The following is a 14,786-nucleotide window of genomic DNA, read 5'->3' as shown; positions in this document are numbered from 1 at the left end:
ACTGTGAAAAAGGAAGCCGGAACTATCAGAAACAGAAAAAAAGGGTAGCTTTATGTCATGAAAAGATAAAGAACCAGAGAAAAGATTTCCAGCATAAGCTCAGTAGGGAGCTTGCGGAAAGATATGATGCAGTATGTGTGGAAGATCTGAATCTGAAGGGAATGTCCGGAGGACTGCACCTTGGGAAAGGTGTGCAGGATAACGGTTACGGGCAGTTTCTGTTCATGCTGGGATACAAGCTGGAAGAATGCGGAAAACATCTTATAAAAGTAGACCGTTATTTTGCATCCAGCAAGATCTGCAGTGTATGCGGACATAAGAAAAAGGAATTGGCATTGTCGGATAGAATGTATGTTTGTGGATGTGGAAATAGGATGGACCGGGATGTGAATGCAGCAGTCAATATCCGTGAAGAAGGAAAAAGAATCTATAAAGAATGTGCCTGACGGCACAAGAAAAAAATCCGTAACCGGATAAACATAAAAAACAAAACCGCGGGACACGCGGGGATAGCCTGTTTTAGCTTTGCCCTAAAGGGTAATCGAGCAGGAAGCCCCCACTTCAAAATCGTAAGATTTAAGTGGTGGGAGCATGTCACCGCCGTGAGTAAGAGCAAACATGCTCGCACTGAAATGAAATAGAACGGAGCATAGCAAATGGAGAACAGGATCATTACAACAGATGTTACAGAAGAGGATTTTTCCCTGGAGGGAAATTTAAGGCCTCAGAGTCTGGATGAGTATATTGGTCAACAGAAAACAAAAGATACCCTGAAAATTTATATCGAAGCAGCAAAGCAGCGTCATGATTCACTGGATCATGTGCTGTTTTATGGACCTCCGGGGCTGGGAAAGACTACACTTTCCGCGATCATTGCCAATGAGATGGGAACACATATGAAGGTAACATCAGGTCCTGCGATTGAAAAGCCAGGCGAAATGGCTGCGATCCTGAACAACCTTCAGGAAGGAGATGTGCTGTTTGTAGATGAGATACACAGACTGAATCGACAGGTAGAAGAGGTTCTTTACCCGGCAATGGAAGATTTTGCTATCGATATCATGATCGGCAAGGGAGCATCCGCCCGTTCCATTCGTCTGGATCTTCCGAAGTTTACATTGGTAGGTGCAACAACGAGGGCAGGTCTTCTTTCCGCGCCGCTTCGTGATCGTTTTGGCGTAACACAGAGACTGGAGTTTTATGATAAAAAAGAACTGACGACGATCATTCTACGTTCCGCTCAGGTGCTTGGCGTGGAAATCGAACCCAATGGAGCTGCCGAGATCGCCAAGCGTTCCAGAGGAACCCCCCGTCTGGCCAACCGTCTTCTGAAGAGAGTACGTGATTTCGCCCAGGTGAAGTATAATGGTGTGATCACCTACGATGTTGCCTGCTTCGCATTGGATCTTCTGGAAGTAGATCAGTATGGCCTTGATAAAACAGACCGCCGCATTCTCCAGACCTTGATCCTGAATTTTCAGGGCGGCCCCGTGGGGCTTGAAACACTTGCCGCATCGATCGGAGAAGACTCCGGAACACTGGAAGACGTGTATGAACCCTATCTTTTGCAGACAGGTTTCCTTAACAGAACTCCACGTGGAAGAATGGCTTCCGTGCTGGCATATACCCATCTTGGATATCCTCGTCCTGATTTATCGACAAAGTAAAGGTCATAAAAAAAGTGAATTACTCGGTAACTGAGTTACCAGAGAATCTGAATTGAAGACTATTAGCACAGGTGAAAAAACGTTCTGTATAATGCGGTAAAAAAGAAAAAGCGCCAGGCAGGAAACTTTATTTTTGATATAACGGATTGCCCGCTGAAAGAGGGCGAAATAATGGAGCAGGTCAATAATCTGTTCAGATCAACACATCTCTCCTTTTTTGGAAGAGATCGCATTGTACAAGGATAGAAAAATAATTGGTGTTTATCAAAGAAATAAAAAATAAGAACCATTCAGCTGTACGATCTAAAAGATCATGGGTACTGCGAATGGTTCTTATTAAGATATCTTATGTGTATTTTACGATAATATACACAAGAATGCAAGACTTAAAATAAACAATAATTATCCACCAGTCAGAAAATGACAGGTGGTATTTTTATACACTTTTTTAAGAAAGAGAGGACAAGAAATGAAGAAATTATTTATCAGTCAGCCAATGAGTGGCAAAGCAGACGAGGAGATTCTTGCAGAGCGAAAGGTGGCAATCAAAGCGGCAGAAGAGTTGTTGAGAGAACCTGTAGAGGTTATTGATTCTTTCTTCCAGTCAGCACCGGTAGGAGCAAAACCTCTGTGGTTCATTGGAAAGTCCCTGGAGTTTTTATCTGATGCCGATATCGCCTATTTTGCAAAAGACTGGCAGAAAGCAAGAGGATGCAAGATCGAACATGAGCGTGCAGTTGAGTATGGAATTCCGAGAATTGACCATGTGTAGGAGGTAAGGAATGGGAAATGAAGAATTTTTAAGACTTTGCAAAGTAAAAGTAGCTGAATATACCAATTCACACATGGATAAGATCGATGGAAAACAGATCACAGTACAGTATGTGTACGTGGTATGGAGTTGTAAGACATTACAGAACAGTAAAGCACTTCTGAGCACGACTGTGCCGGATGGAATGTATTATGAGCTGACATATAACGGAGATAAGCACGAGTTATACTTTGATGCTTATAAGAAATTTCAAAACATGTGCTTTAAACTGTAATTGCGCCGGTGCAACAGTCGGAGAAGGGAAACACTACATGGAAACAATCATTTGCTCATGTCATAGAATAGAAGATCTGGAAAGAAAAGGAGAATGAACATGAATGTAAATGTAATGATGCAGTATGTAACATATGGTCTGGCGCTGATCGGGGTGCTGGCGTTCCTGGTATCGATTATTGTGCAGGTGATCAAAGAGCTCCCGGGACTTAATAAGATCCCGACAAGTATTGTAGCACTGGTCACATCACTGATCCTGTGTCCGGTGGCACTGGCAGTCCTGTGCACGTATTATAAGACAGCTGTCACCTGGTATTATATTTTCGCATCGATTATTGCGGCGTTTGTAGTGTATTTGGTTGCGACCGGCGGTTGGGAAAAAGTAAAAGGTATCTGGGACAGGACGAAATACAAAGATTCAGAGGGCGAGTGATCCCTTTGTGAAATTCGTTGAACATCAAAGGACGATATGATAATATAGAACACGGAGCAATCGTGTTGCAGGGTGGCTGACCTCTATTCTACATAGAATGGAGGTGGTGCTGATGGACAAGAATCATTTTGATTTCAAAGACCTCATGGCTTTTGGTATGTTCATTCTGGCATTGCTTACGTTCGTTTTGACGTTTTGTAAGTAATTTTCTACATAGAAAAACCACCCCAAAACTTTGGCTGAGTGTAGGGTGGAATTTCTATTTCGCTATTCACTGAGTTCAACCCCTTGTGGGCGGTTGTTCCTTTGTATTATCAATATACCATTTCGAAAAAAATAATTCAAGTATTTTTAGGAGGCGAGTAATCGTCTTTTTTTATTGGAGGAAACATATGTTAAAGATTATGGGAAAAGCTCAGGTATCCGGCAGGAATTATGGTCAGAAGATCATCAGCATTTTGAATGGCATATTATCTATTAAGGCATCAAATAAGACATCAAAAACAGAAAAGGAGAGTACAACCATGAATATCAACACAAGTCTTATCAGTAACAACAACAGCTATGCAGGTCATAAACCGGCATATATCGTAATTCACAACACAGATAACTATGCCAAGGGTGCAAATGCGAAAGCACATGCTAAGGCTCAACATGATGGAAACTTTAAAGGCTATTCTGCACATGTATATGTGGATGACACAGAGGCATATCAGGCGCTTCCGTATAACCGTGGCGCATGGCACGTAGGGGTTAACTACGGCGGTCGGCTGTTTGGTACTGTCAACAACAGAAATTCAGTAGGAATCGAGATGTGTGTCCAGGCTGGCTATAATTATGAGAAAGCTTTCCAGAATACAGTCCGGTTGTGCAAACAGCTTATGAAACAGCTGGGAATCCCGGCAGACAGAGTTGTGCAGCATTATGATGTATGCGCAAAGAACTGCCCGTCAGCGATCCGTGCAAAAGGTGACTGGAACCGGTTCAAGCAGCTGATCGGAGCTGAGACCACCACGCCAACGGTAGACAAGTATTATCGCACAAGAAAGTCCTGGGCTGACAGCAAGAGCCAGATTGGAGCATACAAGAGCCTTGAGAATGCAAAGAAAGAGTGGAAACAGGGCTACACCATCTATGATTGGAACGGAAAAGCAGTGTATCCTGTGCAGACTTCAAAAAAGGCAGTAGTTCTGACAGGAAAATTTGAGACCCAGCTTCCGATCATCCGGAAAGGGGATTCCGGCGTTGCAGTTTCCGTGCTGCAGTCTGTACTTGGTGTTACTGTGGATGGCCATTTCGGAGACGATACAGAAGCATCTCTGAAAGTTTTCCAGAAAAACACAGGCGTAAAGGTAAGTGGAACCTGCGGTATTGATTCCTGGAAAAGGGTGATCGAACACATGAAAGCCAACACTCATAATTGAGAAAAACATTTGCATTTTTAAGGAAAATATTGTAATCGACAAAATAATAGAAAAACTTCTATACATTTTTGCGGGAATCAGTTATAATAAAAGAAATTGCGGGTTGTAAGACCGGCAATGCAGAGGAATGTTATTGAGGAAATTACCAGTAACAGATAAATTCAGGAGGCTTTACGAATGGCGGTAAAGAATACAGCACAGGTTGTTATCGATGGAAAGATCATTACTCTGGGCGGGTATGAGTCCGAGGAATATTTTCAGAAGGTTGCAGCCTATATGAATAATAAGATCAGTGAGCTGAGTCAGATGCCGGGATACTCCAGACAGGCCATGGAGACCAAGCATACATTGCTCAGTCTGAATATTACAGATGATTATTTTAAGGCAAAGAAGCAGGCGGAGATTTTTGAACAGGATCTGCAGCAGAAAGACCAGGAGATGTATGATCTGAAACATGAACTGATCTCTTTGAAAATGCAGATTGAAGAGGCGAAGAAGGCAGAACAGGAAGCTCAGGAACAGAAGAATCTTCTGGACGGTAAGGTGAAGGAACTGGAGAAAGAACTTGATGAACTGCTTAAATAAGGATGGGGGATTGCTTCGGTAATCCTCTTTTGTTTTATGGTCATCGGATTGATTAACAGATGGGAGATGAGGGAATACTTTGAAAAATATGATAACAGAACTGCTCTCGCCGGCAGGTTCTTATGAAAGCTTTGAGGCAGCTATTGGTGCCGGGGCTGATGCGGTATATGTAGGGGGACCGGCTTTTGGAGCAAGAGCTTATGCGCAGAACTTCACCCAGGAAGAGCTGATCACTGCCATTGAGACCGCACATATCCATAACCGTAAATTATATCTTACTGTGAATACACTTTTGAAGAACCGTGAACTGGATGATCAGCTGTTTGAATATCTGCTTCCGTATTATGAGGCAGGGCTGGATGCGGTGATCGTACAGGATCTGGGAGTATTTTCTTTTATACGCCGGAATTTTCCGGATCTGGATATTCATGCAAGCACACAGATGACAGTAACCGGACCGGAGGGAATGCGATTTTTGGAGGAAAAGGGAGCAACTCGTGTGGTTCCGGCCAGAGAGCTTTCCCTGGAAGAGATATCTGCCATGCATAAGGCAAGTCCTCTGGAAATAGAGACTTTTATCCATGGAGCTCTCTGTTACAGCTATTCCGGCCAGTGTCTGATGAGCAGTATTTTCGGTGGAAGAAGCGGAAACCGTGGCCGCTGTGCACAGCCATGCAGGCTTCCTTACAGTGTAACCATGGATCACAGAAAATATAAAGGAGACAAGGATTTTTGTGCATTAAGCCTGAAAGATATCTGCACTCTGGATATTCTTCCGGATATCCTGGGGGCGGGTGTTATGTCTCTGAAGATCGAAGGGCGTATGAAACAGCCGGCGTACACAGCGGGCGTCACGGCAGTATATCGAAAATATCTGGATATGTATTTAAGCGGAAAAGAATATCACGTTCAGGAAAAAGACCGGAAGTATCTTCTTGAGCTTTTCAGTCGTGGAGGATCCTGCAAAGGATACTATGATATGTATCGCGGGCCGGAAATGATGGCTTTTGCCAATGAAAAAAAATCCGGTAATATCCAGCCGGAGATCAGAAAAATAAAAGAAAAAATTCATGGGAATTTAATACTTTCTCCTGAAAGTCCTGTTATACTGGAAATAACCTGCAAGGGCCAGACAGTAACTGCTATGGGCGGTGAGGTACAGTTTGCTAAAAATCAGCCAATGGAAGAACAGAGGATCCGTCAGCAGATGGAGAAACTGGGAAATACAGATTTTCAGTGGGAGGATCTGAACATTGAAATAAATGGAAGGATTTTTGTTCCGGTTAAAGTTCTCAATGAAGTACGAAGAGATGCTCTGAGTCAGCTGCGAGAAGCACTGATCGGATGTCAGAAGAGAGCACAGGTTACGAAGCAGCCGACGAAATCTAAGGATCAGGCTGCCTGCCACAGAAGGGTAACAGACAGCCTGCCTGTGTATGTATCCTGTGAACGTTCGGATACTGCGGAAGTACTTTTGAACGAACCGGGGATTACAGGTTTTTATTTTCCTTTTGATACTATGGAAAAATATTTTTCACCGGAACTTGCTGCAAGCAGTGAATTATATCTTTCTACTCCACATATCCATCGCGGAGAAATCCCCGAAAAGTGGCTTCAATCAGCTCAAAAATGGTTGGAGCAGGGTATGAAGGGTTTTCTGGTAAGAAACTTGGAATCTTACGCCGTACTGAAAAAAATGGGATATGGCGGAAAATGTATCCTGGATGCATCCATGTATACCTGGAATGATCAGAGTGTTGATTTCTGGCGGGAAGAGGGAGTTCTTCGAAATACAGTCCCCCTTGAGTTGAATGAGGGTGAACTGAAACACAGAGATAATACTTCTTCGGAGCTGCTTTTATATGGTTATATCCCACTGATGCTTTCCGCGCAGTGTGTAAGGAAGAATCTTTTTGGATGTACAGGAAAATATGAGACGGCTTATCTGAAAGACCGCTATAACAGTGAATTTCCGGTAAAATGCAGCTGTGATCCATGGGGAAAAAACATCTCCGAAAAAGCAAAATACTGTTATAATATCATTTATAACAGCATTCCTTACGGACTTCCGGGTGAAAAAGATCAGGTAAAAAAACTGAACCTTCACTCTTTGCGACTGGCATTTACGATCGAAGAGCCAGAGAAAGCAAAAGCGATCTTGAAAGAATTCTGGACGGTTTATCAGGAAAACGGAAAACCTTCCGGACGCAGGTATACAAAAGGCCATTTTAAAAGAGGAGCCGAGTAAAAGTGTATGATTAATGTAATTACAGAATTATCTAAGTATGTGATCCTCACATTGATGATCGTCTATACCTTTCATTGTTTTTATATGGTGTGGCGGCAGGATGAGGAAGAAAAGAGAGAACTGCTCCATCAGCAGCTGACCATGATCTTTTTTATTGATTTTACAGCATTTCTTGTGATCTATTTAAAAAGCATGGATTTCAGGGTCATCCTGTTCTATATCGAAATGATGATCTTTTTTGCAGCGATCCAGATCCTTTATCGAATTATTTATCAGAATGCATCGCTGCTTCTTTTAAATAATATGTGTATGCTCCTGAGCGTAGGATTTATCATGCTCTGCCGGCTTTCACTTCCGTCTGCAACTAAGCAGCTTCTGATCGTGGCCGCAGGTAGTGCAGTATCACTGGTGATACCGGTAATGATACGAAAAATGAAATTTTTAAAGGATCTTACATGGGCTTATGCCGGAATTGGTATTGTACTTCTGGCGGCAGTTCTTGTTCTGGCAAGCACAAGCTACGGTGCAAAGCTTTCTCTTATGGGAATCCAGCCTTCCGAGGTGATCAAGATAACCTTCGTATTTTTTATGGCATCACTTCTGTGTACCAAGGTGGATTTTCGCAAAGTAGTACTGGCTACGATCGTTGCAGTGATCCATGTAGGGATCCTGGTTCTTTCCAGGGATCTGGGTAGTGCAGTAATCTTTTTTGTCACCTACCTTGTACTGATCTATGTGGCAACCAGAAATCCGAGCTATTTATTTTTGGGACTTGGCGGAGGATGCGTTGGTTCGGTGATCGCATATCATCTTTTTGGACATGTCCGTCAGCGAGTCAGTGCCTGGAAGGATCCGATGGCTGTCTATCAAAATGAAGGTTATCAGATCGTGCAGTCTCTGTTTGCGATCGGAACCGGAGGCTGGTTTGGAATGGGACTTTGTCAGGGCTCTCCAGAGAAGATCCCGGTCGTAAAAAATGATTTTATCTTCAGTGCTATTTGCGAGGAACTGGGTGGCATTTTTGCCATCTGCCTGATTCTTGTATGCACAAGCTTTTTTCTGATGATCGTTACTATTGCACTAAAGATCAGGAATCCGTTTTATAAACTGATCGCACTGGGGCTCGGAACGGAATATGCTTTTCAGGTATTTCTGACCATTGGCGGTGCAACCAAGTTTATTCCAATGACAGGAGTTACACTTCCGCTGGTGAGTTACGGAGGCAGTTCTGTCATGTGTACCATCCTGATGCTTGCGATCATTCAGGGACTGTATATTCTGAGGGAAGATGAGGACGAACAAATTGAAACGCAGCGAAAAGAAACGATTGAAAGAAGAGGAAAGAGAGCAACGCCTGAGAGAAAGAGAAATCGCCAGACTCCGTAGAAAAAAGAACCGGCCTTTAACTTTTGTATCGGCCTTCTTTATATTGATCTTTGTCAGTTTGATCGGATATCTGGTCTATTTTGACGCCATAAAAAGCGAAGATTTTATCAACAGCCCGTACAACACCCGTCAGGATACATTTTCGGACCGTGTAGTACGTGGAAGTATCCAGTCTTCGGATGGTGAGGTCCTGGCACAGACCAATGTGTATGAAGATGGAACAGAAGAGAGAACGTATCCGTTTTCCAATATTTTTGCACATGCAGTAGGATATGATACCAATGGTAAGAGTGGTTTGGAATCGGAAGCAAATTTCCAGCTTCTCACTTCCCATTCATTTTTTCTGGAACAGATGAAAAATGAATTCCTGGGAAAAAAGAATCAGGGTGATACCGTGATCTCCAGTCTGAATGCAGATCTTCAGACAACGGCATACAATTCTCTGGGAGACCGCAGAGGAGCGGTAGTTGTACTGGAACCATCCACCGGACGTATCCTGGCTATGGTGAGCAAACCGGATTTTGATCCGAACACGATCGCACAGAACTGGGATACCCTTGTTAATGATGAAAGTAACAGCAGCCTTTTAAACCGTGCAACCAATGGAGCTTATCCTCCGGGATCAACATTTAAGATTGTCACGGCACTGGATTATTTCAGGCAAAAGGGATCACTGGAGGGATATTCCTATCTGTGTCAGGGAAGTATCACAGTGGATGACCACACGATCCAGTGTTACAATGGTGCAGTACATGGACAGGAGGATTTTTATTCCGCATTTGCACATTCCTGTAACTGTGCATTTGCAGATATGGGACTTGGTCTGGGAGGAGGTACTCTGAAAAGTACTGCAGAGGATCTGCTCTTTAATAAGGCTCTTCCGCTGAATTCCTATAAAACCAGCCGTTTTACCCTGGATAATGATTCTCCGAACGCACTTGTGATGCAGACCTCGATCGGCCAGGGTAACACTCTTGTTTCTCCGATGCATATGGCATTGATCACAAGTGCCATCGCCAATGATGGTGTACTGATGAAGCCAACTATGATCGATAAGATCGTGAATAATTCCGGTGATACGGTCAGGGAAACAGAAAAAACAGAATACAAACGTCTGATGACAAGAAATGAAGCCAATATCCTTGGAAAACTAATGAAAAATGTAGTTGAAAACGGTACGGCTTCCGCATTGAACGGACGAGGATATACTGTTGCCGGAAAGACCGGTTCTGCGGAGTTTGATGAAAATGGCTCCAGTCATTCCTGGTTTGTGGGTTATTCTAATGTAGATGACCCGGATATCGCCATTGCAGTGATCGTGGAAAACGGCGGAACCGGAAGTGAAGCGGCAGTTCCCATTGCGGCAGATGTTTTTGATGCATATTATTTCGATTAAATTGAGAACAGTATCTGCTTCTTGCCCCTTGCCTATAAGGTAAAAAAGAGGTATACTATAGCCAGTGCAAAAGACACACGCATTACAGGAGGATTGCAATATGATAGAAGCAACAAGCTGTGGCGGTGTGGTAATTCATCGGGGTAAGATTCTGGCATTGTATAAATCCTACAGGAACCGTTATGAAGGATGGGTGCTTCCCAAAGGAACTGTAGAAAAAGGAGAGACTTTTGAACAGACTGCTTTACGTGAAGTAATGGAAGAAGCAGGTGTTCGGGCCTCTATCGTGAAATATATCGGTAAGAGCCAGTATAATTTCACCGTTCCGGAGGATGTGGTAATGAAAGAGGTACACTGGTATCTCATGATAGCTGATAATTATCATAGCAAACCCCAGCGAGAGGAATATTTTGTAGATTCCGGATACTATAAGTTTCATGAGATCTATCATCTTCTCCGTTTTTCCAACGAGAAGCATATCGTGGAACAGGCCTATCAGGAGTATCTGGAAATGCGAAGTGAAGGCGTCTGGGCGAAACAGCAGAAGTATTTTTAACAACAGGACAGGGCTGTGTACATACGCAGCCCTGTTTGGCATTATAACGGAGGTGAGGGCAGATTGCTGAAATGGATGAAAAACTATTACATAGGAAATGATGTAAAAAATCCTACTAGAATAAGAACCAGGATCACTGCTGGTAAATTCGTGCCGGATATCTACGTTGTTACTTTGTCTGATAATCCCGGAAATATTTTGGAAATTCTTCCCGCAGGCATGCTTGTACAGCGAAGCGCCAGAGCCACCTGTCCTTTGATCGTTGGAATGGCTAGAGGAAAATCCGGTGCTATACAGATGGTACAGGATATGATCGAACAGGTTTATACCGAAACTGGAAATTTTAAAATAAAAGAATATCTGAAAAACAGGTGAACCAATGCTGCATATATTATGGCTGATAATAAAATGGATATTGATCCTTCTGGGGATTCTGATCGGGCTGATCTTTCTGATCCTGCTGCTTCTTTTATTTTGTCCAATCAGATACAGAGGGAATTTAAAAAAAGACCGTACGGATAGTCTTCGGGAAATACATGCTTTCGGTGAAGTGAGCTGGCTGCTTCATATAATTTCTGCACAGGTATTCTGGGAGCAGGGCGTTCTGAAAACAAAAATATGTTTGTTAGGGATTCCTTTGGAAAAATTTAAAAATCTGTTTCGTAAAAAAAAGAAACCAAGAGCTCTTTCCAACTCCGGAAATCAAAATGCAAAAAAACAGACAGAGGCTTCTGGAAGTCATGAAAAGACATCAAAAAGCGAAAATCAGAACGATACCGCAGAGCTGCAAATGTCTGAGCCTCAGGAAGATACTGTTGAAGATATAAATGAAATTTCGGAAAATGTAATAATGGAGCCGATATCGATTTCCGAAGAAATATCGGAAGATGAAAAGAGGCTTCGGACAAAGATTGCAGATTTAATTTTGAATATAGTGGGAAAAATAAAAATGACAGTTGGAAAGCTGTTCCGAATCGTACAGAATTTTCTTGGAATCCCCAAAAGGATTCTGAAAAAAATTCAAAGTCTTGCATTAACAATCCGGAATTTCTGTGATAAGATAAACTGGTGGAAGGAATTTTTAGACCATCCCCGAACCAGAGAGGCTCTTTCCTTTCTGTGGAAAAATGCAAAAAAACTGATTTATCATGTGCTTCCGACAAGGATCACCGGAAAGATCACATTTGGCAATGAAGATCCGGCAGTTACAGGTATGGTATTGGCTGTATTAGGAATGACGATTCCTTTTCATAAAAACAAGATCGAAGCAGCGCCCCTTTTTGATAATGAAAATGTTCTTGAGGGAGAGATCATGTTAAAGGGAAGGATTTATGGAATTGTAGTTCTCACAACAGCAGCGAAGCTTTATTTCAATAAAAATATAAAATACGTCATCCACCGATGGAGACATAAGGAGGTAAATCATGGAGAAAGAGAATAATTTCAAAGATACCGTGAATTCATTATTTAAAGGAATGGATGGCTTTGTATCGGCCAAGACAGTGGTTGGCGATGCCATTCATGTAGGCGATACCATTATCCTTCCTCTGGTCGATGTATCCTTCGGCGTGGGAGCCGGAGCTTTTGAAGGGGACAAGAAGAACAATGGCGGCGGAGGTCTTGCCGGAAAGATGTCTCCCTGTGCAGTGCTTGTGATCCAGAATGGAAGCACCAAACTTGTAAACGTAAAAAATCAGGATGGCCTTACCAAGGTTCTGGATATGGTGCCGGATTTTGTGAACCGTTTTGCACCAGGTGCAGGCAATGCCGAGGATACAGACGGGAAAGAAGAGTAGTATTCCATTTAGATTTCATGCATATACTGTAATAAAAAACAGGAAATGAGCAGACAGGAGTGGGAAAGCTAACTGGTTTTATGCTGTTTTTTATTGGTGTGGGCATGGTTCTTGGTATCCTTATTACAGAGAATTTTATTGTGATCGCAATGGCAGTCATATGTCTGCTATGCGGATATCATATGTTTTGCAGATAAGCGGGAAGTGTGCACCTGGCATACTTCCCGCTTGTAATTTATCTGTCTTAAAGATAAAAAAACAGCCCCCGCATTCTACGGGGGCATACGATATTACTTACGCTCTTTCAACTTTTCCGGATCTTAAACAAGAAGTACATACATACATTTTCTTTGCTCCGCCGGCAGTTGTTTTTACTCTGACGGATTTAACGTTAGATTTCCACATTTTGTTGGATCTTCTATGGGAATGACTCACATTGTTTCCGAAATGAGCTCCTTTATCGCAGATTGCACATTTAGCCATGAATAGCACCTCCTTTTATCAACAGTCACCATTTTAACAGATGAATTGCTCTTTTGCAAGCAAAAAAAGGAAATTTATCAAAAATTCTGCAAAGAGTTTTAAGGAAAGTATTCCATACCTCCGGGAACAGGGCGGATCATGGTAGAATTAAGCGTTGTGTGTATGGTTTAGATCAATTTGAAACATAGAAAATTACCCAGTGCGAATTAATTTATCGTTTTTTCTTTGGCCTGGTCTCTTTCCTGAAGCTGAATAGAACATATTCTTGCTGAACTGGCATATGAGAATAGGAAAACCGGGAAAATGCAAAAGAATTTGGCAGGTAGTTCGGAATCCGAAAATGTGGTATGATTATAGGTAGGATATCAGAAACGTCAGGAGTTGAATAGATTGTGAAGACGGAAGAAATCTTTAAATATGTGCAGAAACAGTACGGAACAGTCCCAGAATATTTATGGAGTAAATCGCCAGACAGTGCAGTACTCCGACATAAAAACGGAAAATGGTATGCAGTGATCATGACTATTGAAAAATCAAAACTGGGATTAGAAGGAAAAGATCCGGTTGATATCATGGATGTAAAGTGTGATCCGGACATGACGAATATGATTATTCAGACGCATGGATTTTTACCTGGATACCATATGAACAAGCAGCACTGGATCACGATTTTACTGGATGGTTCGGTCAGTAAAGCAAAGATACTGGACTTTTTGGACATGAGTTATGACCTGATTGATGGCGCAGGCAGAAAGGAAAACAAATGAAAAAAGCAATCATATATGCATCGGTACATCATGGAAATACAGAAAAATTAGTAAAGAGCATAGCAGAAGAGTGTCAGGTTGATTTGATTGATGCTGTAAAACAACCCGATGCAGATCTGAGCAGTTATGATATGATTGGGTTTGCATCAGGAATCTATTTTTCAAAATTTCATCAGTCATTATTGGGATTTGCAGAGAAGAATCTACCGGACGACAAAAAGGTATTTCTGATCTGTACTTATGGTGGAAGTGCGAATTATAAATCTATTGAGCAGATTTTGGACAAGAAGCGTTCCAAAGTGATAGGAAAATTCGGGTGCAAGGGTTATGACACATTTGGTCCATTTAAACTGGTTGGTGGAATTGCAAAAGGGCATCCAGATGAAGAAGATATAAAAAATGCAGTTGCGTTTGTAAAAGGATTATAAGTAGATAAACGAAAAGGAAAAACCGGCTTCATAGTATCGGCCAGTATGCTCCATCGCAATTCGGGGTTTCCCTTCAATAGAGTGGATGAGCTTAATTTTCTATAAGATAAAACAAGTTGAACTCTATCATTGCGTAATTATAAAAAAAAGGTTATAATAGTTTTATATAATTTAATCTGAATGAAACAATGGAGGTAACCATATGAATGGACGTATAGATTCCGGATTGGGTCAGATCGTAATTGATACAGATGTCATTGCGACTTATGCCGGCAGTGTGGCGGTAGAGTGTTTTGGTATCATCGGAATGGCAGCTATCAGTATGAAGGATGGCCTGGTCAAGCTTTTGCGTATTGACAGCCTGAAACATGGTATCAGTGTTAAGATCACGGATGATAATAAGATCCGGCTGAATTTTCATGTCATCGTAGCATATGGCGTGAATATCAGTACTATTGCGGACAATCTTGTCAACAATGTAAAATATAAAGTCGAAGCCTTTACAGGAATGGAGATTGAAAAGATCAACATTATGGTTGAGGGCGTGCGTGCAATAGATTAGTTTTAGAGGA

19 protein-coding genes are annotated in these 14,786 nt (G+C 42.2%); 18 read left to right on the top strand and 1 reads right to left on the bottom strand.

The features are described from left to right. From DW694_RS13090 to DW694_RS13025, 15 genes are all read left to right on the top strand, one after another. Nucleotides 1-446 (top strand): RNA-guided endonuclease TnpB family protein (locus DW694_RS13090; protein WP_207664241.1); only part of this gene is annotated, 446 nt, incomplete at its 5' end. Between the two features lie 210 nt (nt 447-656). Beyond that, nucleotides 657-1,667 (top strand): Holliday junction branch migration DNA helicase RuvB, encoded by a 1,011-nt coding sequence (ruvB, locus tag DW694_RS13085; protein WP_015524888.1) that lies wholly within the window; start codon nt 657-659, stop codon nt 1,665-1,667. A gap of 84 nt (nt 1,668-1,751) precedes the next feature. Continuing rightward, a complete protein-coding gene (locus tag DW694_RS17515; RefSeq protein WP_158526504.1) occupies nt 1,752-1,913 on the top strand; it encodes a hypothetical protein in 162 nt (53 codons plus the stop codon). Between the two features lie 223 nt (nt 1,914-2,136). Continuing rightward, nucleotides 2,137-2,439: a DUF4406 domain-containing protein gene (locus tag DW694_RS13080; RefSeq protein WP_022426487.1), complete on the top strand. Its 303-nt coding sequence runs from the start codon at nt 2,137-2,139 to the stop codon at nt 2,437-2,439. A 10-nt stretch (nt 2,440-2,449) separates the two neighbouring features. Then, nucleotides 2,450-2,713, top strand: a complete 264-nt coding sequence (locus DW694_RS13075) for a DUF6275 family protein (protein ID WP_110103918.1) — start codon at nt 2,450-2,452, stop codon at nt 2,711-2,713. Nucleotides 2,714-2,812: 99 nt separating this feature from the next. Beyond that, nucleotides 2,813-3,145 (top strand): ribonuclease, encoded by a 333-nt coding sequence (locus tag DW694_RS13070; RefSeq protein WP_110103919.1) that lies wholly within the window; start codon nt 2,813-2,815, stop codon nt 3,143-3,145. Between the two features lie 392 nt (nt 3,146-3,537). Continuing rightward, a complete protein-coding gene (locus tag DW694_RS13065; RefSeq protein ID WP_118753143.1) occupies nt 3,538-4,569 on the top strand; it encodes an N-acetylmuramoyl-L-alanine amidase in 1,032 nt (343 codons plus the stop codon). A gap of 177 nt (nt 4,570-4,746) precedes the next feature. After that, nucleotides 4,747-5,154, top strand: coding sequence for a cell division protein ZapA (locus DW694_RS13060; protein WP_015524889.1), 408 nt, complete (start codon nt 4,747-4,749; stop codon nt 5,152-5,154). 88 nt (nt 5,155-5,242) lie between these two features. Next, nucleotides 5,243-7,402, top strand: a complete 2,160-nt coding sequence (locus DW694_RS13055) for a U32 family peptidase (RefSeq protein WP_118753148.1) — start codon at nt 5,243-5,245, stop codon at nt 7,400-7,402. A 6-nt stretch (nt 7,403-7,408) separates the two neighbouring features. After that, nucleotides 7,409-8,788, top strand: a complete 1,380-nt coding sequence (locus DW694_RS13050) for an FtsW/RodA/SpoVE family cell cycle protein (RefSeq protein WP_015524892.1) — start codon at nt 7,409-7,411, stop codon at nt 8,786-8,788. Beyond that, a complete protein-coding gene (locus DW694_RS13045) occupies nt 8,706-10,184 on the top strand; it encodes a penicillin-binding transpeptidase domain-containing protein (protein ID WP_330490051.1) in 1,479 nt (492 codons plus the stop codon). The genes DW694_RS13050 and DW694_RS13045 overlap by 83 nt, the downstream gene beginning before the upstream one ends. Nucleotides 10,185-10,284: 100 nt before the next feature. Next, nucleotides 10,285-10,740, top strand: coding sequence for an NUDIX domain-containing protein (locus DW694_RS13040; protein WP_015524893.1), 456 nt, complete (start codon nt 10,285-10,287; stop codon nt 10,738-10,740). A gap of 63 nt (nt 10,741-10,803) precedes the next feature. After that, nucleotides 10,804-11,115 (top strand): hypothetical protein, encoded by a 312-nt coding sequence (locus DW694_RS13035; RefSeq protein WP_110103921.1) that lies wholly within the window; start codon nt 10,804-10,806, stop codon nt 11,113-11,115. A 4-nt stretch (nt 11,116-11,119) separates the two neighbouring features. Next, the gene (locus tag DW694_RS13030) at nt 11,120-12,181 is read left to right on the top strand and encodes a DUF2953 domain-containing protein (RefSeq protein ID WP_110103923.1); all 1,062 of its coding nucleotides are present in this window, start codon (nt 11,120-11,122) and stop codon (nt 12,179-12,181) included. Next, nucleotides 12,165-12,536: a GerW family sporulation protein gene (locus DW694_RS13025; RefSeq protein ID WP_015524896.1), complete on the top strand. Its 372-nt coding sequence runs from the start codon at nt 12,165-12,167 to the stop codon at nt 12,534-12,536. Before DW694_RS13030 ends, DW694_RS13025 begins: the two co-directional genes overlap by 17 nt. Before the next feature lie 294 nt (nt 12,537-12,830). Here DW694_RS13025 and rpmB read toward each other — a convergent pair whose 3' ends face one another. After that, nucleotides 12,831-13,019, bottom strand: coding sequence for a 50S ribosomal protein L28 (gene rpmB / locus DW694_RS13020; protein ID WP_015524898.1), 189 nt, complete (start codon nt 13,017-13,019; stop codon nt 12,831-12,833). A 392-nt stretch (nt 13,020-13,411) separates the two neighbouring features. On the opposite strand from rpmB, the gene DW694_RS13015 reads away from it, so the two are divergent. The 3 genes from DW694_RS13015 to DW694_RS13005 all read left to right on the top strand — a co-directional run bounded on the left by DW694_RS13015 (nt 13,412) and on the right by DW694_RS13005 (nt 14,776). Next, on the top strand, nt 13,412-13,786 hold the full coding sequence (locus tag DW694_RS13015; protein WP_110103925.1) for an MmcQ/YjbR family DNA-binding protein: 375 nt from the start codon (nt 13,412-13,414) through the stop codon (nt 13,784-13,786). After that, on the top strand, nt 13,783-14,214 hold the full coding sequence (locus DW694_RS13010; protein WP_021651499.1) for a flavodoxin family protein: 432 nt from the start codon (nt 13,783-13,785) through the stop codon (nt 14,212-14,214). The genes DW694_RS13015 and DW694_RS13010 overlap by 4 nt, the downstream gene beginning before the upstream one ends. Nucleotides 14,215-14,416: 202 nt before the next feature. Next, nucleotides 14,417-14,776 (top strand): Asp23/Gls24 family envelope stress response protein, encoded by a 360-nt coding sequence (locus DW694_RS13005; RefSeq protein ID WP_015524900.1) that lies wholly within the window; start codon nt 14,417-14,419, stop codon nt 14,774-14,776. The last annotated feature ends 10 nt before the right edge of the window (nt 14,777-14,786 follow it).

The organism is Ruminococcus sp. AM26-12LB (assembly GCF_003480785.1).
GTDB classification, from domain to species: domain Bacteria; phylum Bacillota; class Clostridia; order Lachnospirales; family Lachnospiraceae; genus Blautia_A; species Blautia_A fusiformis.
Note: the sequence above shows the minus strand (reverse complement) of the source record. Positions and strands in the feature narration are given on the sequence as shown.

Coding starts and splice junctions, on each gene's coding strand:
- ruvB (WP_015524888.1), top strand. CDS start 657: ATGGAGAACAGGATCATTACAACAGATGTTACAGAAGAGGATTTTTCC.
- DW694_RS13080 (WP_022426487.1), top strand. CDS start 2,137: ATGAAGAAATTATTTATCAGTCAGCCAATGAGTGGCAAAGCAGACGAG.
- DW694_RS13075 (WP_110103918.1), top strand. CDS start 2,450: ATGGGAAATGAAGAATTTTTAAGACTTTGCAAAGTAAAAGTAGCTGAA.
- DW694_RS13070 (WP_110103919.1), top strand. CDS start 2,813: ATGAATGTAAATGTAATGATGCAGTATGTAACATATGGTCTGGCGCTG.
- DW694_RS13065 (WP_118753143.1), top strand. CDS start 3,538: ATGTTAAAGATTATGGGAAAAGCTCAGGTATCCGGCAGGAATTATGGT.
- DW694_RS13060 (WP_015524889.1), top strand. CDS start 4,747: ATGGCGGTAAAGAATACAGCACAGGTTGTTATCGATGGAAAGATCATT.
- DW694_RS13055 (WP_118753148.1), top strand. CDS start 5,243: ATGATAACAGAACTGCTCTCGCCGGCAGGTTCTTATGAAAGCTTTGAG.
- DW694_RS13050 (WP_015524892.1), top strand. CDS start 7,409: ATGATTAATGTAATTACAGAATTATCTAAGTATGTGATCCTCACATTG.
- DW694_RS13040 (WP_015524893.1), top strand. CDS start 10,285: ATGATAGAAGCAACAAGCTGTGGCGGTGTGGTAATTCATCGGGGTAAG.
- DW694_RS13030 (WP_110103923.1), top strand. CDS start 11,120: ATGCTGCATATATTATGGCTGATAATAAAATGGATATTGATCCTTCTG.
- DW694_RS13025 (WP_015524896.1), top strand. CDS start 12,165: ATGGAGAAAGAGAATAATTTCAAAGATACCGTGAATTCATTATTTAAA.
- rpmB (WP_015524898.1), bottom strand. CDS start 13,019: ATGGCTAAATGTGCAATCTGCGATAAAGGAGCTCATTTCGGAAACAAT.
- DW694_RS13010 (WP_021651499.1), top strand. CDS start 13,783: ATGAAAAAAGCAATCATATATGCATCGGTACATCATGGAAATACAGAA.
- DW694_RS13005 (WP_015524900.1), top strand. CDS start 14,417: ATGAATGGACGTATAGATTCCGGATTGGGTCAGATCGTAATTGATACA.